Annotated in this window: 19 protein-coding genes; 13 read left to right on the forward strand and 6 right to left on the reverse strand. The window is 61.5% G+C overall.

From position 1 onward, the window contains the following. The first annotated feature begins 5 nt into the window (after positions 1-5). The 9 genes from IFT59_RS04525 (at position 6) to IFT59_RS04565 (ending at position 5460) form a co-directional block, all read left to right on the forward strand. Complete coding sequence (locus tag IFT59_RS04525) at positions 6-713, forward strand: DUF1045 domain-containing protein (protein WP_192086195.1); 708 nt, start codon at positions 6-8, stop codon at positions 711-713. Between the two features lie 71 nt (positions 714-784). Next, positions 785-1741, forward strand: a complete 957-nt coding sequence (gene puuE / locus IFT59_RS04530; RefSeq protein WP_197978019.1) for an allantoinase PuuE — start codon at positions 785-787, stop codon at positions 1739-1741. Then, positions 1738-2235 carry a 2-oxo-4-hydroxy-4-carboxy-5-ureidoimidazoline decarboxylase gene (gene uraD / locus IFT59_RS04535; protein ID WP_192086196.1) on the forward strand — a complete coding sequence of 166 codons (498 nt, stop codon included), beginning with the start codon at positions 1738-1740 and terminating at the stop codon, positions 2233-2235. Before puuE ends, uraD begins: the two co-directional genes overlap by 4 nt. A 62-nt stretch (positions 2236-2297) precedes the next feature. Beyond that, a complete protein-coding gene (locus IFT59_RS04540; protein ID WP_192086197.1) occupies positions 2298-2588 on the forward strand; it encodes a nucleotidyltransferase family protein in 291 nt (96 codons plus the stop codon). Between the two features lie 32 nt (positions 2589-2620). Beyond that, positions 2621-2947, forward strand: a complete 327-nt coding sequence (locus IFT59_RS04545) for a HepT-like ribonuclease domain-containing protein (RefSeq protein WP_197978020.1) — start codon at positions 2621-2623, stop codon at positions 2945-2947. Beyond that, positions 2931-3455: an ureidoglycolate lyase gene (locus IFT59_RS04550; protein WP_192086199.1), complete on the forward strand. Its 525-nt coding sequence runs from the start codon at positions 2931-2933 to the stop codon at positions 3453-3455. Before IFT59_RS04545 ends, IFT59_RS04550 begins: the two co-directional genes overlap by 17 nt. After that, on the forward strand, positions 3452-3808 hold the full coding sequence (gene uraH / locus IFT59_RS04555) for a hydroxyisourate hydrolase (RefSeq protein WP_192086200.1): 357 nt from the start codon (positions 3452-3454) through the stop codon (positions 3806-3808). Before IFT59_RS04550 ends, uraH begins: the two co-directional genes overlap by 4 nt. Continuing rightward, positions 3808-4554: a metallophosphoesterase family protein gene (locus IFT59_RS04560; RefSeq protein WP_192086201.1), complete on the forward strand. Its 747-nt coding sequence runs from the start codon at positions 3808-3810 to the stop codon at positions 4552-4554. The genes uraH and IFT59_RS04560 overlap by 1 nt, the downstream gene beginning before the upstream one ends. A gap of 120 nt (positions 4555-4674) precedes the next feature. After that, positions 4675-5460 carry a hypothetical protein gene (locus tag IFT59_RS04565; protein WP_192086202.1) on the forward strand — a complete coding sequence of 262 codons (786 nt, stop codon included), beginning with the start codon at positions 4675-4677 and terminating at the stop codon, positions 5458-5460. 31 nt (positions 5461-5491) lie between these two features. Here IFT59_RS04565 and IFT59_RS04570 read toward each other — a convergent pair whose 3' ends face one another. Further along, complete coding sequence (locus tag IFT59_RS04570; protein ID WP_192086203.1) at positions 5492-6253, reverse strand: SDR family NAD(P)-dependent oxidoreductase; 762 nt, start codon at positions 6251-6253, stop codon at positions 5492-5494. Positions 6254-6453: 200 nt separating this feature from the next. Here IFT59_RS04570 and IFT59_RS04575 point away from each other — a divergent pair, with 200 nt between their 5' ends. Continuing rightward, the gene (locus IFT59_RS04575; protein ID WP_062455479.1) at positions 6454-6870 is read left to right on the forward strand and encodes a response regulator; all 417 of its coding nucleotides are present in this window, start codon (positions 6454-6456) and stop codon (positions 6868-6870) included. Between the two features lie 15 nt (positions 6871-6885). On the opposite strand, the gene IFT59_RS04580 is transcribed toward IFT59_RS04575, so the two are convergent. The 4 genes from IFT59_RS04580 to puuD all read right to left on the reverse strand — a co-directional run bounded on the left by IFT59_RS04580 (position 6886) and on the right by puuD (position 13099). After that, the gene (locus tag IFT59_RS04580) at positions 6886-8031 is read right to left on the reverse strand and encodes an alpha-hydroxy acid oxidase (protein ID WP_192086204.1); all 1146 of its coding nucleotides are present in this window, start codon (positions 8029-8031) and stop codon (positions 6886-6888) included. Positions 8032-8219: 188 nt separating this feature from the next. Continuing rightward, positions 8220-10190 carry a methyl-accepting chemotaxis protein gene (locus tag IFT59_RS04585; RefSeq protein WP_192086205.1) on the reverse strand — a complete coding sequence of 657 codons (1971 nt, stop codon included), beginning with the start codon at positions 10188-10190 and terminating at the stop codon, positions 8220-8222. 315 nt (positions 10191-10505) lie between these two features. Next, positions 10506-11849: a guanine deaminase gene (gene guaD / locus IFT59_RS04590; protein ID WP_192086206.1), complete on the reverse strand. Its 1344-nt coding sequence runs from the start codon at positions 11847-11849 to the stop codon at positions 10506-10508. A gap of 8 nt (positions 11850-11857) precedes the next feature. Beyond that, the gene (puuD, locus tag IFT59_RS04595) at positions 11858-13099 is read right to left on the reverse strand and encodes a urate hydroxylase PuuD (protein WP_192086207.1); all 1242 of its coding nucleotides are present in this window, start codon (positions 13097-13099) and stop codon (positions 11858-11860) included. Between the two features lie 183 nt (positions 13100-13282). On the opposite strand from puuD, the gene IFT59_RS04600 reads away from it, so the two are divergent. Then, on the forward strand, positions 13283-13711 hold the full coding sequence (locus IFT59_RS04600; RefSeq protein WP_062455492.1) for a GFA family protein: 429 nt from the start codon (positions 13283-13285) through the stop codon (positions 13709-13711). Between the two features lie 5 nt (positions 13712-13716). On the opposite strand, the gene IFT59_RS04605 is transcribed toward IFT59_RS04600, so the two are convergent. Continuing rightward, positions 13717-14670, reverse strand: a complete 954-nt coding sequence (locus IFT59_RS04605; protein ID WP_082476268.1) for a GGDEF domain-containing protein — start codon at positions 14668-14670, stop codon at positions 13717-13719. Positions 14671-14849: 179 nt separating this feature from the next. On the opposite strand from IFT59_RS04605, the gene IFT59_RS04610 reads away from it, so the two are divergent. Further along, a complete protein-coding gene (locus IFT59_RS04610) occupies positions 14850-16856 on the forward strand; it encodes a GAF domain-containing protein (protein WP_113110796.1) in 2007 nt (668 codons plus the stop codon). After that, positions 16857-17240, forward strand: a complete 384-nt coding sequence (locus tag IFT59_RS04615; RefSeq protein ID WP_192086208.1) for a response regulator — start codon at positions 16857-16859, stop codon at positions 17238-17240. The last annotated feature ends 78 nt before the right edge of the window (positions 17241-17318 follow it).

Consider the following 17318-nt stretch of genomic DNA (forward strand, 5'->3'; position numbering starts at 1 on the left):
GACGCATGCGCTACGCACTCTATTTTACGCCACCTGCGCATGATCCGCTGACGCTTGCTGCGGCGCAATGGCTCGGCCGCAGTGCCTATTCCGGCGAGGCGATGGAGCCGCCCGAGATCTGCAACCTTGGTTTGCACGAGATCGCCTATCATACCGCGCTGCCACGCCGCTGCGGTTTTCACGCCACGCTGAAGGCGCCGTTCCGGCTGGCGCCCGATATTACCGAACAGATGCTGCTGCGCCATCTGATGCGCTTTGCCGGTGCCCATGATCCGTTCGAACTGCCGCCTCTCGAAGTGGCGCGGCTCGGCAATTATTTCGGGCTCGTGCCGGCGCTTCCCTGCGAGCGGATGCGGTTTCTCGCCTGCGCCGTCGTGCAGGAATTCGATGCGTTTCGGGCGCCTCTCTCGGAAGGCGAACTGGAACGCGCCGATCCCGGCGATCTCTCGGCACCGCAGTTTTCCAATCTTCATCGCTGGGGCAACCCTTACGTGATGGAAGAATACCGCTTTCACATGACGCTGACGGGCCCGATGACACCGGCCGAGATGCCGCGTTTCGAAACGGCCTTGCGCGCCCATTTCAATCCGTATCTGCTGCGTCCCCTGGAAATCGCCAATATCGCGCTGTTCGTCGAGAATGAGCCCGGTGCGCCGTTCCATGTGCATTCTCTGCATCCGATGGGGCGCGTTTCCGCCCGCAAGATCGCCTGAGCGATCACGTTCAGTCTCGACATCGGCGGAAAGGCTGGGCTACCTTCCACAAGAGATAATCGAGGTGGACCATGCCCATAACCATAAAAGACTATCCCCGCGACCTCGTCGGCTACGGCCGCCACACGCCTGATCCGAAATGGCCCGGCGGCGCCAATATCGCCGTGCAATTCGTGATCAATTACGAAGAGGGCGGCGAAAGCTCGATCCTGGATGATGATCCGGCGTCGGAAAACTTGCTGTCGGAGATCGTCGGAGCCGCCGCATGGCCGGGCCAGCGCAATCTCAACATGGAATCGATCTACGAATACGGTTCGCGCGCCGGCTTCTGGCGGCTGCACCGGCTGTTTACCGAACTGAAGGTGCAGACCACCGTCTATGGCGTCACGCTTGCCATGGCCCGTAACCCCGAGGCCGTCGCTGCCATGAAGGAAGCCGGTTGGGAAATCGCCAGCCACGGTTATCGCTGGCTCGAATACAAGGATTTCGACGAAGCACGGGAACGCGAACACATCCATGAGGCGGTGCGCCTGCATACGGAGCTTACCGGCGAGCGTCCCTACGGCATGTATCAGGGCAAGCCATCCGACAACACGCTGAGGCTCGTGATGGAAGAGGGCGGTTTTCTCTACTCGTCCGACAGCTATGCCGACGATCTGCCCTATTGGCTTCAGGGGCTGGATGGCAAGCCATTCCTGATCATCCCCTATACGCTGGAAACCAACGACATGCGCTTTGCCACGCCGCAGGGTTTCAACACCGGCGATCAGTTCTTCACCTATCTCAAGGATGCGTTCGACACGCTTTACCGGGAAGGCGAGGAGGGGGCGGCAAAGATGCTGTCGGTCGGTCTCCACTGCCGCCTCGTCGGGCGTCCGGGTCGCATAGCGGCACTGCGCCGGTTCATGGAATACGTGCTTTCCCACGACAAGGTCTGGCTGCCGCAACGCATCGAGATCGCCCGCCACTGGCACGCTCACCACAAGCCCTCAGATGCGTCTATGACCAGCACGGTGGCTGCCCGATGACCGCCCGCAACGATTTCGTCGCGACCTTCGGTGGCGTGTTCGAACATTCGCCCTTTATTGCCGAGCGCGCCTATGACGGCGGCATGATTTTCGTGCCGCTGACGGCGAAGGGCGTGCATGAGGCGATGGTGGCGGTGTTTCGCGCCGCGGACCCGCAGGAGAAACTCGGCATCCTCAACGCCCATCCGGACCTCGCCGGCAAGCTCGCGATCGCCGGCGGACTGACGCAAGAGAGCAAAAGCGAACAGGCCGGCGCCGGCCTCGATCGTCTGAGCCCTGATGAGCACGCACGTTTCACTGAACTCAACGCCGCCTATGTCGCAAAATTCGGCTTCCCCTTCATCATCGCCGTGAAAGGCCTGACCCGGGACGACATCCTCGCCGCCTTCGAGACCCGCGTCGGCAACGACGCCGATCAGGAGTTTGCGACCGCTTGCGCCCAGGTGGAAAGGATCGCGCATCTGCGGCTGCTGGCGCTTTTGCCGGAGAAGTGAGGCGTTTGCTTTCTTCGCCGTCGCTTGTGGCCTATATTGGATGGATAACGAGTGGTGGCCACATGAGACCGTCGGAAGCGCTGGAGAAAAACAGGGGAGTGATCCGGGAGATTGTCGCCCGTCGGCAGGTCTTCAACGCGAGGGTATACGGTTCCGTCCTGCGGGGCGAGGATCATGCCGGAAGCGATCTGGATATTCTGGTCGACCCGTCGCCGGATACATCGCTTTTTACCCTTGGCGGGCTGCAATGGGAGCTCGAAGAAGCACTCGGCGTGCCCGTCGATATCAAGGTGCCCGGCGACTTCCCGCCCAATTTGCGCGAGCGCATCGTTTCTGAAGCGCTCGCCATATGACGGGCGGTCGGCTGGAGGTCTACCTAGAGCGTATGTCAGTCGCGGGATCACGCGCTATTGCTTATGTCGACGGTGCGGACCGCGCATCATTCGGAGCGGACCAGCGGACGCAGGATGCGGTAATCGCCAACATCGCTGCGATCGGCGAATGCGTGACGAAAATCATGGACAGGTTTCCCGAATTCGCCGCCGCTCACCCGGAGGTGCCGTGGCAGGATATAAGGACCATGCGCAATCGGGTCGCGCATCAGTATTTCGATATCGACGTCGATACGGTGTGGCGCACGGTGACGATCGATCTTCCCGACCTTCTCGACAAACTCCAATCTCTGCGCAACTTCCATGCCCAAGGCGAATGATTTGACCGACCATGAAACCCTCCGCATCCTCCCGCTCACTAAAGCCGCCTTCGCAGCCTATGGCGATGTGATCGAGGCCGATCCGGCGACGATGCGGCTGATCAACAACGGCACGACGGAGCGCTATCATGGGCTGGCCTCACCGGTCGTGGTCGGGGCGCCGGAGCGGCTGATCTTCAACATTTTTCGCGGCCAGCCGCGGAGTTTTCCGCACGAGGTTGGGATGATGGAGCGGCATCCGTTCGGCAGCCAGAGTTTCATGCCACTCTCCGGGCGGCCGTTTCTGGTGGGCGTTTCCGACGACGAGGACGGCCGGCCGGGGCGTCCGAAAATCTTTCTAGCGCAGCCGCATCAGGGCGTAAACTATTTCGCCAACACCTGGCATCATCCGCTGATGGCGCTGGGTGAGATCAGCGATTTTCTCGTCGTCGATCGCGACAACACGGCCGCCAATCTCGAGGAATTCTTCTTCGAAACACCCTATCGCATCACGGAGCCCAGCCTATGACCGGCCTCACCACCCATGTGCTCGATACCGCAAGCGGTACGCCTGCCTCCGGGCTCGTCATCGACCTCTACCGGATCGACGGCGACGTTCGCGAAAAACTCATGACGGTCACGACCAATGCCGATGGCCGCATTGATGGCGGACCGATCCTGTCCGGCGACACCTTCATTGTAGGAACCTACGAGCTCGTCTTCCATGCCGGCGACTATCTGCGTGCTCGCGGCGTCGCGCTGACCGAGCCGGCCTTTCTCGACGTCATCCCGATCCGCTTTGGCATGTCCGATGTCTCGGCGCACTATCATGTGCCGCTGCTGATCTCGCCCTATGGCTATTCCACCTACAGGGGAAGCTGATGCGCTTTGCAGCGATCGCCGATATTCACGGAAACTGCGCCGCACTCCAGGCGGTGCTTGACGATATCGCCAGCCTCGGCATCCGCGACATCGTCAATCTCGGCGATTGTTTCAGCGGTCCGCTGGAGGCTGACAGGACCGGTGACCTGCTGCTGCTTCTCGATGAGGCTGCAGCGCAGACCGTGCGCGGCAACCACGATCGCTACCTCCTGGAAACGCCACCCGACTCCTTGGCGGCCTCGGATCGGCACGCGCACGGGCAGCTGGCATCGCGGCATTTCGAATGGCTGCGCAAACTGCCATTCACCAAGGTCTGGCGCGACGATGTTTACCTCTGCCACGCGACGCCTGAGAACGACAATCTCTACTGGCTCGAAACGGTGTCCTCGGACGGCCACGTGACGCTACGGCCGCAAGCCGAGATCGAAGCGCTGGCCGAAGGCATCGCGCAATCGCTGATCCTTTGCGGCCACAGCCATGTCGCCCGGATCGTGCAGTTTTCGGATGGCCGGCTGATCGTCAATCCCGGCAGCGTCGGCCAGCCCGCCTATGACGACGATGCCCCCGTCTATCACAAGGTCGAAACAGGCCATGCACTGGCGTCCTACGCGGTGATCGAAAAGACCGACAAAGGCTTCGTGCCGACACTGCGCACCGTGGCCTACGATCACATGGCAATGTCGCGGCTCGCCGCCAAAAACGACCGTCCCGACTGGGCAAGCGCATTGGCGACCGGCAGGGTGTGAGCGCCAGTCGGCCCGCGCCCATGCCCCTTCAATTCTCTATCCACCGCTAAAATTCCGACGGAAACCATTCCGCAAGGCTTCTTCCAGATACTCCCCTGCGACGAGACAGGGGATGATTCGATGGCTCAATCACGCGCAAAACCGGCTGCGAAACGCAAGCGCAGCGCCGGGACCAAACGCTCTTCCTCGCGTTCGGGCGGTTCGCTCTGGCTCTGGGGGGCTGCCCTTGTTGTGGTCGGCGGCTCGATCGCGCTCTACGATCATTCGACTGCTGCGCGCCGCTTCGTGAGCAGCCTCACCTCTTCGAAGCCGGTTCAGACAGCCTCGAAGCCGGTGCAGCGCGATGACAATCCGGTGCCGCCGAAACCGGTCGTTGCTGCTGCACCTCTGCAGCGCCCGATCACGCCGCGGCCGGCCGCAGGGCTCGACCAGAGCCAGACGGCCGCGATCATTCCGCCGGCGCCGATCGGCAAGCCGGGGCTGGACGCGGTTGCCGCGCAGACAGCTGCTCAGCCGGGGGCGCCGAGAGTGGGCGAAAAGCTTGCCGGCGCCTATGAGGCAAAGTTCTTTCTTTGCGGCACCGCCAAGCAGGACGACTGCGTCGTGTCCGCCGACCGCTTCGTCTTCCATGGTCAGAAGATCCGGCTGGTTGGCGTCGAAGTTCCCAATATGGCCAAGCCCCGGTGCGAGGCTGAGCGGATCAAGGCAAGCGATGCCAAGCTCCGGGTCCGCGCGTTTCTCGATTCCGGCCCGTTCGACCTGGCGAGCTGGCGAGGCAACGATGCGGCGGTCGATGGTCACCAGTTGCGCGAAGTCACCCGCAACGGCCGCTCGCTTGCCGATATCCTCGTCAACGAAGGATTGGCGAAACGCCCGGGTGCCGGCAAATCCGGCTGGTGCTCCTGAGCCTCAGCCGCTTTTCGCCGTGGCCTCCACCTTACTTCGAAGGCTGGCCGTTGGACGCAGAGATCCCGCCATCAACAGGCAGGTTGACGCCCGTTACGAAGCGCGCATCGTCGCTCGCCAGAAACGTGATCACGGCGGCGATATCGGCCGGCTCGCAGGGACCTTCCAGCGCGAAGCGCGCGTTGAACTGGGCGAGCCGCTCCTGATTGTCCATGATGCTATCCGTCATGCCGGAGCGCGTCAGGCTTGGGCAGACCGCGTTGACGCGAATGCCGTCCTTGCCGTGATCCAGCGCCATCGCCCGGGTGAGATTGACGACACCACCCTTGGCGGCGTTGTAAGCGGCCATGCCCCAGTCGCCGCCGGTGCCGGAGACAGACGCGACGTTGACGATCGAGCCCTTGCTCGACTTCAGATGCGGGATTGCCGCGCGGCTGGCGAAGAACACGCCGTCGAGATTGGTCGCCATCACTTTGCGCCAGTCGCTGGTCGATAGCGATGATACATCGCCCTGCACCGCCACGCCTGCATTGTTGACGAGCGTGTCCACGCGACCGAACGTCTTGACCGCGGCCTCGACGAGAGCGTTCACCTGGTCCTCGTCCGCCATGTCGCAGGCCTGCACGAGAACGCGGTCCTTGGGGTAGGGCGCTGCAACCGCCTCAAGTTTTTCCCGGGTGCGGCCGGCGATCACGACGAAGGCGCCTTCATCGAGAAACCGTTCCGCGGTGGCCTTGCCTATGCCCGATCCCGCGCCCGTGACGATGACGACTTTTTCGCTGAAGCGCTGCATGAAATTCTCCTTGTAAGCGATGCTGTTAGGGCCATCCTCCAAGGCTTCGAACGGGCAGGAACGGGGCGCGGTTCCACCGGCAGACGCGGCGAATATGCGATTGTTCGCATTTTATTAATATTGTTAGCAAAGACTGACGGACGGGACACATCGAAATCAGATGGCAGGCGTTGAGGGAGCGAACTACATCGGAGGCGAACATGGCTTTGTATCAGCGTACCGTGCTTGTCGTAGAAGATGAGCCCCTAATCCGGCTGCATCTGGCAGACACTTTGGAGGATGCCGGCTATACGGTTCTCGAGGCATCCAACGTGCTCGAGGCGGTGGCCGTCCTTGGGCAGTCCCGAACCGTTGACGCGGTCATTACCGATATCGACATGCCCGGCGCCCTCGACGGTTTCGACCTGATGAAGCTGATCTGCAGCTGCTACCGGGATACCGCCGTCATCGTCACGTCAGGCGGTCATGTCCTGTGCGAAGCCGAGCTTCAACCCGGCTGCGCGTTCATTCCCAAACCCTATGACCTGCCGAAAATGCTCGACATGCTCGCGGCACGGATTGCCCAGGCATCGACCCGGTCGTCCCAGGCCTGGCCCTGCGGCAGACTGTGGGCCTAGGCTCAGAAGAAGAAATCAGAACCTCACGTCGGCAATGATGTCGCGGCCGCAGGTTTCGATATCGCGCTTTCCGCACAAGGCCATCGAGATGTCCATTTCCTTGCGGATGATGTCGAGCGCTGCAGTCACGCCCGGCTTTCCCATCGCGCCGAGGCCATAGAGGAAGGGGCGGCCGATATAGGTGCCCTTGGCCCCCAGCGCCACGGCTTTCAGCACATCCTGACCGGAGCGGATACCGCCGTCGAAATGCACCTCGATACGGTCACCGACGGCTTCGACGATCTTCGGCAGCATGCTGATCGAGGAGGGGGCGCCATCCAGCTGGCGGCCGCCGTGGTTGGAAACGATGATCGCATCGGCGCCGGTGTCGGCTGCGGCCCGCGCGTCTTCCTCGTCGAGAATGCCCTTGATGATCAGCTTGCCGCCCCACAGGTCCTTGATCCAGCGGATATCGTCCCAGGAGAGGCGCGGGTCGAACTGTTCGGCGGTCCAGGCACCAAGCGACGACAGGTCCGAGACGTTGCTGGCATGTCCGACGATATTGCCAAAACCGCGACGCTTGGTGCGCAGCATTTCCAGGCACCATTGCGGCCTCGTCGCCAGTTGCAGCGCGCTGTTGAGCGTCCACTTCGGCGGCGCCGACAGGCCGTTTCTGATGTCCTTGTGGCGCTGGCCGAGGATCTGCAGATCGGCGGTGACGACCAGCGCCGAGCAGCCCGCCTGTTTCGCGCGTCCGATCAGGCGTTCGATAAAGCCGCGGTCTTTGAGCACGTAGAGCTGGAACCAGAACGGCTTGGTGGTGACCGAGCGCACATCCTCGATCGAGCAGATGCTCATGGTGGACAGCGTGAAGGGAACGCCAAATTCTTCGGCCGCCTGGGCTGCCAGCATCTCGCCATCGGCATGCTGCATGCCGGTCATTCCGGTCGGCGCGAGCGCCACGGGCATCGCCGCTGCCTGCCCCGCCATCGTCGTTGCCAGCGATCGGTTGGTCATGTCGACCAGCACCCGCTGGCGCAGCTTGATCTTGGAAAAGTCATCCTCGTTGGCACGGTAGGTGCCTTCGGTCCAGGCGCCGCTATCGGCATAATCGAAGAACATCTTGGGCACCCGACGGCGAGCCATGGTCTTCAGATCGGCAATGGTCAGCGGCTTGGACATGCGCAAAACTTCCTCCTCGACGGTTGTCCGACAACTACCATATCCGGGCGACCTTGCCAGCGGAAACGTCGGTTTGGGGGAGCAGTTTTCTCAACTGCACCGCAGGTGTCGCGCCACAACGGAAAACGGGCGGCCAAGGCCGCCCGTCGTAGTTTACTCAATCTGTGGCCGGGTTTTGTGGATGGGCCTCAGAATTCTTCCCAGGACTGGGCCTGTGCCGCGGCCGATGACGAACCGCCGCCGAAGGCTGAAGCGATGCGGTTGCCGAGCGCTCGTGCCGGCGATGGTGTCTGGCGCGAGGCCGGCGATACGGCCATCGGAGCCGACGGAGCATGGCCGCGACGACCGTTCGATGCGGAGCGGTTTTCGCTCTGGCCGAGGTTGAAGCGCGACAGGAGGTCGTTCAGCGAGGCTGCTTCCTTGGCAAGCGAGTGGCTGGCCGCAGTCGATTCTTCCACCATGGCGGCGTTCTGCTGGGTGCCCTGGTCCATCGTGTTGACCGCCGTGTTGATCTCCTGCAGTCCGACCGCCTGTTCGCGCGCGGAGTCGACGATCGCGTTGACGTGGCGGTTGATCTCCTGAACTTCGGCGACGATGACTTCCAGCGCCTTGCCGGTCTCGCCGACGAGGTGGACGCCGGAGCGGACATGCTCGCTCGATGCGGTGATCAGTTCCTTGATCTCCTTGGCGGCCTTGGCAGACCGCTGTGCGAGTTCGCGGACTTCCTGTGCGACGACGGCGAAACCCTTGCCCGCTTCACCGGCACGCGCGGCTTCGACACCGGCGTTCAGGGCGAGAAGGTTGGTCTGGAAGGCGATTTCGTCGATGACGCCGATGATGCTGGAGATCTCGCCCGAGGACTTTTCGATCCCCTGCATGGCGGTGACCGCATCGCGCACGACTGCGCCGGAACGCTCGGCACCGGCACGAGCCTTGGTGACGAGGTTGCCGACTTCTTCGGCGCGCTTGCTGGAATCCTTCACCGTGGTTGTGATCTGCTCCAGGGCGGCTGCGGTTTCTTCGACCGAAGCTGCCTGCTGTTCGGTGCGCTTGGACAAATCATCGGCGGCCGCACGGATCTCATTGGCGCCGCCGTCGATGCCGCGAGCGTTGTTGCCGACGGCCTGCAGGGTTTCCTGAAGGTTGGCAACCGAATCGTTGAAGTTGTTGCGCAGCGCATCAAGATGCGCGACGAACGGCGTGTCGAGGCGGTAGGCGACATCACCCTGCGCAAGCTTTGCCAGTCCGCCGGCAAGCTGGTCCACCGCGAACTGTGTGTCAGCTGCGTCCTTTGCCTTCTGCGCGTCGCGTTCGATGCGTTCGCGATCGGACAGGCTGCGGTTGGCATCGGCTTCGCGTTCGAGACGGATGCGCTCCAGCGCGTTGTCGCGGAACACGGCAACGGCTGCCGCCATGGCGCCAAGCTCGTCGCGGCGATCCTGACCTTCGATCGGTGCCTCTGTTTCACCCCGTGCCAATGACGCCATGCGTTCGCGCAGGTTGGCAATCGGCTTGGTGATGCCCTTGGCGGAGACGAGGAGCGCTCCGACGATACCGGCCGAAAACACGACTGCGAGAACGAGCAGTGCGTTGAAGATCGTCGAGTTCGTTTCGTCGGTGATCGCGTTGCTCTTGGTATTCACATCTGCGCTCAACCGCTCGAGGAATGCCGCGAGGTCCTTCGCCAGCGGCAGAACCTGCTGATCGACCTTCACAAGAGCTGCCTTGGCGATTTCGTCCTGGTCGTTTTCACCGAGGGCAACAGCCTCGTCAGTCAGCGTGAGGACTGCCTTGACGCGGGTCACGAGCGGGTCGAGGTCTGCCGCTCTGGTTGGCACGAGTGTACGGATATGCTCGAGACGCACCATCAGGTTGGTTTTGCTTTCCTTGTAGAAAGCAGTGGCAGCCGTCATCCCCTCGCTGCCCCTGGGATAGGCAAGGGTCTGGTAGGCGGCATAGCCCGTCGCCGCAAGATTGCGGTTGGCGCGGGCCATTTCCACAGCCGCAACGGTGTCTGTCGAAATAAAATCGGAGTAGCTGGTATCGGCAGCCTTGTAGCGGCTTGCAACGAAGCTTGTAGCGCCCAGGCCAACGACGCAGAGCGGGATAAGGACAGACAGTATTTTGGTGCGAATACTCGCATTTTTCAAAAACGACATAGAACCCCTCGTGGAGTAGCGGAGAAGCCTCCATTCCATCAGCGTTGCTGGCGCCAGCCGGGATCGCTGGAGCGCATGCAAACTGATCGATTGGTCAGGCAAACTTGTGTGGCATGACAGCTGCGCTCTGCCTTCATGGCTGCCAGGGGATATTCTGTCGCAGACAGGCGTAATAACTTATAGTTTAAATATAATTAAGCGCTGATATTACAGTGAAAATGCATCACGACTGGATTCTAGACTTGGTGTTTCGTTCGCCGGTTGCGCCCGGAGGGATGGGGTATCCTGTCCCGACAGCCCGGCTACTTCGAGACGTCAGGCCTCCACGGCACCAGTCTGCATTTCATCGCCGCCCAGCCCCGTCTTCATCGCCTTGCCCGCAACATAGGTTTCCACCACCGCGCGGTCGTCGCCCATGGTCTGCAGCAGGAACAGCTCTTCGGGCAGGGTCTTCACCGTTTCCATCCGAAGCCGCATTGCGGGTGTCGATCCGGCGTCGAGGATGACGAGGTCGGCCATCGATCCGATGTCGAGCGTGCCGATGTCGGCCTCCATGCCCAGCGCCTCGGCATTGCCGCGGGTCATCAGGTAGTAGCTTTCGAGCGGATTGAGACGTTCGCCCAGCAGTTGCTGTATCTTGTAGGCCTCGTCCATGGTCTTCAGCATCGAATAGCTGGAACCGCCGCCGATATCGGTCGCGACGGAAACACGGACGGGCTTTTCGCGCCTCCTCAAGGCTTTCAGCGGAAACAGGCCGGAACCGAGGAACAGGTTGGAGGTCGGGCAATGCACGGCAATGCTGCCGGCTTCCGACAGCGCATCTGCCTCACGCTCGGAGAGATGGATGGCGTGGCCGAGCAGCGTCTTTTTCCCCAGCAGGCCGTAACGGGCATAGATATCGGTATAGTCCGTCGCTTCCGGATAGAGCTCGGCAGTATACTTGATTTCCTCGTGGTTTTCCGAGAGGTGCGTCTGGATGAACAGGTCGGGGAATTCCTGCGCCAACGCTTCCGCCGCCTTCATCTGGCCCGGCGTCGAGGTGATCGCAAAGCGGGGCGTGATGGCGACGTGGTTGCGGCCCTTTCCGTGCCATTCGGCAATCACGGCTCTGGTTTCGTCATAGCCCATCTCGGCGGTATCGAGCAGGCCCTGCGGCGCATTGCGATCCATCATCACCTTGCCGCCGACCATGCACATGTTGCGCTTCATCGCCTCGGCGAAAAAGGCGTCGGCGGAAGTCTTGTGGACGGAGCAATAGGCAACCGCCGTCGTCGTGCCGTGGCGCAGGAACTCGTCGTAGAAATGCGTGGCGATGCGCGTCGCGTGATCGCTCTCGACGAAGCGGCATTCCTCGGGGAATGTGTAGGTGTTGAGCCATTCCAGAAGGTTGCCGGCATAGGACGCAATCACCTGCATCTGCGGAAAATGCACATGGGTGTCGATCATCCCAGGCAGGATGAGGTGCGGCCGGTGATCGATCTCCTCGATATCGGCTGGCGCCTGCGCCTTGACCTGCGCGTAGTCGCCGGTTGCGGTGATCCGGCCGCCGGACACGAGGAGGGCGCCGTCGTGCTCGTACGAATAGCTGTCGGTATCGGTCATCGCGAGGGGCGCACGCTTGAATGAAAGAAGGCGGCCGCGGATCAGGGAATCGGTCATCTAAAACTCTATTTCGACGCTATTGCACTTTCATACCACGCAACGAGAAGACGGCGCTCCTCGGGGGTGATGGCGGACACGTTGCCTGGCGGCATGGCGTGGCTCCGGCCGGCCTGGATATAGATCTCGCGGGCGTGGGCAGCAATCTCCGCATCGGTTTCCAGCTTCACCGATTTTGGCGTGAAGGTGATGCCCTCCCAGGCCGGCTCTGCTGCATGGCACATCGAACAGCGCCCCTGAACGACATTGCGCGCCGCGACGAAATGCGTGTCGGATGCGAATGTCTGCTGGATCGGCGTCATGGCCGATGCGCTCGATATCTCGGTCTCGCCGGTCAGCACTTTCGGCACCGTCGAAAGCCACATGATGGTGATGAACAGGAGCACCGTCACCAGCCAGGTCCAGGTCGGCTTGCCCTTGCGCGCATGGGTGGTGTTGAACCAGTGCCGGATCGTCACGCCCATCAGGAAGATCAGCGCCGCGATCACCCAGTTGAAATGGGTGGCAAACGCCAGCGGATAATGGTTCGACAGCATGAAGAAGATGACGGGCAGGGTCAGGTAGTTGTTGTGCAGAGAACGCTGCTTGGCAATCGCGCCGTATTTCGGATCGGGCGTGCGTCCGGCGATCAGGTCGGCGACGACGATGCGCTGGTTGGGCATGATGATCATGAACACGTTGGCCGACATGATCGTGGCGGTGAAGGCGCCGAGATGCAGGAAGGCGGCGCGGCCGGAAAAGATCTGCGTGTAGCCCCAGGCCATCGCAACCAGAACCACGTAGAGAATGCCCATCAGCGCCCAGGTGTTTTTGCCAACAGGCGATTTGCACAGCTGGTCATAGATGACCCAGCCGATCCCGAGCGAGGCCAGCGACAGACCGATCGCCTGCAGGGACGACAGGTCCATCACCGTGCGGTCGATCAGGAACAGGTCTGCGCCGCCATAATAGACGATGCACAGCATCACGAAGCCGGAGAGCCAGGTGGCGTAGCTTTCCCACTTGAACCAGGTCAGGTGCTCCGGCATCTGCGCCGGCGCCACCAGGTATTTCTGGACGTGATAGAACCCGCCGCCATGCACCTGCCATTCCTCGCCATAGGCGCCGACGGGAAGATGTGCCCGCTTCACCAGCCCAAGATCAAGCGCGATGAAGTAGAAGGACGAGCCGATCCAGGCGATCGCAGTGATGACGTGAAACCAGCGCGCTGCAAAGCTCAGCCATTCCCAGGCGATCGCGTATTCGTACATTCCGTGTGTTCCCGATTCAGTTCCCCTGCAGCGCACTTTGGGGAAAAAATCGCGGAGAGGGAAGAGGGGCGGACGCCACCGTCATTCCGATATAGATCATATGCCAATGAGAGGAGCGGGCGAGGTTGCCGTGCCCGTCCATCCGGACTAGCTTTCGGGCGTATCAGGATCGAGGAGCTAACCATGAGCGAAACCGCAGAACCCCATCATGCCTCGTGCCACTGCGGCGCGGTGCGCTTGCGGGTCAAGTTGTCGGATGGGTTCAACACGATCCGGCGCTGTGACTGCTCGTTTTGCCGCATGCGGGGAGCCGTCGTTGCCTCCGCGCTGCTGAGCGATCTCACCATCCTTGAAGGCGAGGACAGCCTGACGCTCTATCAGTTCAATACGGGGACTGCGAAACACTATTTCTGCAAGACCTGCGGCATCTATACCCATCACCAGCGACGCTCAAATCCGGAGCAGTTCGGCATCAATGTCGCCTGCATCGAAGGTGTCAGTCCGTTCGATTTCCCCGAAGTGACGGTCATGGACGGCGTCCGTCATCCGGCCGATACGGGTGCCGATCCAAATTCGGGGATAGCAGGTGTCCTCAGATACTCGACAACCTGAGGCTGTCAGACAGCGGCAGTAATCCGTCCCAGGCGTGTTTCCGGATCGAGGCAGACCTGGTTGCGGCCCCGCATCTTGGCGGCATAAAGGGCCAAGTCGGCGCGCCGGTAGAGGTCGGCGGCGCTATCGCCGCTGTCGCCGGACGCGATGCCTGCAGAAAACGTGTAGCGGAAGCTCTGCTGTTCCGCGACGGGCCGCGAGTGACGCACCGCCTCCAGCATCTTGCCGACGATCGTCAGCGCGTTTTCCGGTGATGCATTGGGCAGGATCAGCACGAATTCCTCGCCGCCGACACGGCCGAGTACGTCGGTCTTTCGCACATGGCTGTGCAGTGTCTTGGCAAAGTCCTTCAGCACCGCATCGCCGACCGAATGGCCGAAACGGTCGTTGATATATTTGAAATTGTCGATGTCGAGTACGGCCAGGCATCCGGCCGGCTGCGACGGCGCGCCACCTTGCGAGCGCAACAGATCGTCGATCTTTGCCATCGCAAACCGCCGGCTTGGAATGCCGGTCAGTTCGTCGATCTGGGAGACCCTGATCGCGTCGTCGCGGTCCTGCCGGAGCGTTCTTTCGTCAGGGCGCATCGAGGTGATGTCACTTGCAACGCACAGCATCCAGCCGTTCGGCTGCATGGTTTCCGTCATCCAGAGCCAGCGGCCGTCGTGAAGGTCGGTTTCGTAGGCGCGAAAGCCGGTCTTGCCGCGCCGCGAAAGGGTGGAGCGCAGCCATGTCTCGAAATCCGTCGCCTTGATGACCGTGCCGCGCGCTGACAGGAAATTGCGGCGCATCATCTCCGACCAGAGCGGACTATCGGTCTCGTCGAGGCACCAGGCGTCCCGGAACGCACGATTGGCGAAACGTAGCCTGTCGTCCTGATCGAACACCGCGATCAGGACGCCTGCAACTTCCATCAGCCCGGCCATCTGCCGCAGCGTCGCGTCGTCGTTCAAGGCCATGATGTCCCAGAATGTGAGTCTCTGTCTGCGTATTTCTTAGCTGTTACTTATGAATGATCGGTTAGGCAATTTGTTTCAACCCGCGGTATACGCGGTTGAGCAGCAGCAGTGACCGTGCAGTGGTGACAAATCATTTTTGCGCCCTATCTTAGCGTCAATTGCAATTTTCAGAGTTTCCCTTGCTCATCGCCGATCTCGACGAACACGCCGCCCTTCTCGATCGTCTCGAGGCCCTCGAAGCCTACGACATCATGGATTCTCCGTCTGAACCGGAGTTCGACGGGATCGTCCAGATCGCCACCGCGCTTTGCAAGGCGCCGGTGGCGCTGATCAGTCTTGTCGATGCGGAACGCCAGTGGTTCAAGGCGCGTGTCGGGTTCAGCCCGTCTGAAACGCCGCTCTCCCAGTCGGTCTGCCGCCATGCGCTCGCCAGTTCCGATCTTCTGATCATTCCCGATCTCAAGGACGATCCGCGCACGTGCTACAACACGCTGGTGACCGGCGAGCCATTCATCCGCTTTTACGCGGGCGCACCGCTGATCACACCCGACAATATCACCATCGGCAGCCTCTGCGTCATCGACAGTGTGCCGCGGCCGCACGGTCTCGACAACGAACAACGCGAAGGACTGCGCGCGCTTGCAGGCCAGGTGATTGCGCTGTTTGAAGCGCGCCGGCTGTCGCAGCGCAAGGACGATCTGTTTCGCCGGCAGAAGAGCCTGACATCGCATATGCGGGCCGCTGCAAACGAGACGCTGGCGGCCCAGGAGGCTGGCGGCGTCGGCACGTTCGAAGTGGATATCGAGACCGGTCAGGCCAAGACGTCGCCGGCCTTTTGCCGCATCTTCCATCTGCCCGTCGCACCGATCTATCCGTCCTCCCTGTTTGAGGGAATGGTCGTGGAGAGCGACCGGGGCTTGCAGTCGAGTGACCTCGGCCGGCGGGAGGCCACGGATTCGCTCGACGTCGAGTATCGCATCAACACGGATGTCGGAATCCGCTGGATTTCGCGCACCGCCAGTTTCGTTCACGACGAGAGCGGACGGCCGATCAAGATGATCGGCGCCGTGAAGGACGTCACAGTCATCAAGCGGGCGGCTGCCCGCGTCCAGGCTCTGCTCGATCTTGGCGACCGTCTCAATCATCTGACCGACACAGAGTCCATGGCGATGGCGGCGGCCGACCTGATGGCCAAGGCACTGGATGCCACCCGCGCCGGTTTCGGCATCGTCAACCTTGCTGACGAGACGGTGATGATGCAGCCGGAATGGACGGCGCCCGGTGTCGTGTCTCTTTCCGGCCGGCATCACTTCCGCGATTACGGCTCGTTCATCAACGATCTGAGGCTTGGCAACCCCGTCGTCATCCCCGATGTCACGCAGGACCCGAGAACCCGCGACAATGCGCAGGCACTGCTGGATCTGGATATCCGCGTCCTCGTCAATGTGCCGATCATGGATCAGGGGCGTTTCAATCTGGTCGTGTTCGCCCATCACACGCATCCCTATGCGTGGAGCACCGAAGAACTGGCTTTCCTGCGCAGCTTTGGCGATCGCATCCAGGCCGCGATTGCCCGCGTGCATGCCGAGGCCGAACAGATGGTCCTGCAGCGTGAGCTCGGGCACCGTCTGAAAAACACGCTTGCCATGGTGCAGGCCATCGCCTCCCAGACCCTGCGTCCGGTTAAGGAACGCAACCACGTGGATGCTTTCGAGCGTCGCCTGCATGCGCTGAGCACCGCGCACGAAATCCTTCTCGAGCGCAACTGGAGTAGTGCCCCCGTTTCCAACGTCGTTGAAAAGACGCTTGACCGTCTCTCCGTGCGCGAGCGGATCGACATTGTCGGCGACCCGATCATGCTTGGACCCAAGGGTACGTTGTCGCTGTCGCTCGTGCTGCACGAGCTCGCCACCAACGCGATCAAGTATGGCAGTCTCTCCAACACGACAGGCCGCGTTGCCATTAACTGGCACGTGGAAGGCGAGGGCGATCTTTCGTCGTTCAACTTCAGCTGGCAGGAAAGCGGCGGGCCCCAGGTTGCCGAACCGCAGGCCAATGGGTTTGGATCGAAACTTATTCGTATGGGACTGGCCGGAACAGGCGGCGTTAACGTTCGTTATGAACCATCGGGCTTCGTCGCCCAGATGCACGCGTCTCTCCCTCAGCTCCAGCAGGCAGATATCTGAATGGGATCACTTACCCCGCCTTCAAGGCACGTCGTACTCGTAGTTGAGGACGAACCGCTGCTCTTGATGATGGCGACGGACCTCGTAGAAGAAGCCGGTTTCGAAGCCGTCGAGGCTCGAAGTGCCGATCAGGCAGTCGAAATTCTCCAGGACCGTAAGGATATCCGCATCGTCTTTACCGACATCGATATGCCGGGCAGCATGAACGGAATGCGGCTGGCCGCCATGGTGCGCGACCGCTGGCCGCCGATCGAGATCATCATCGTGTCCGGCCATGTGAAGCTCGGCAAGGACGATATGCCGGCCCGCAGCGTGTTCTACAGCAAGCCCTACGATGCCGCCAAGATCGCCGCTCAGCTGCACCGGATGGTCTCGCACCTCTGAATGCCTGCCTGAGTGTAGGTTCCTTAAGAAAAATCTAATACGCAAGTTGTGCGCCGCACTATTTTGTTTAGCGGCACC

Origin of the sequence: Rhizobium sp. CFBP 8752 (assembly GCF_014842035.1) — a bacterium.
Taxonomy (GTDB): domain Bacteria; phylum Pseudomonadota; class Alphaproteobacteria; order Rhizobiales; family Rhizobiaceae; genus Neorhizobium; species Neorhizobium soli.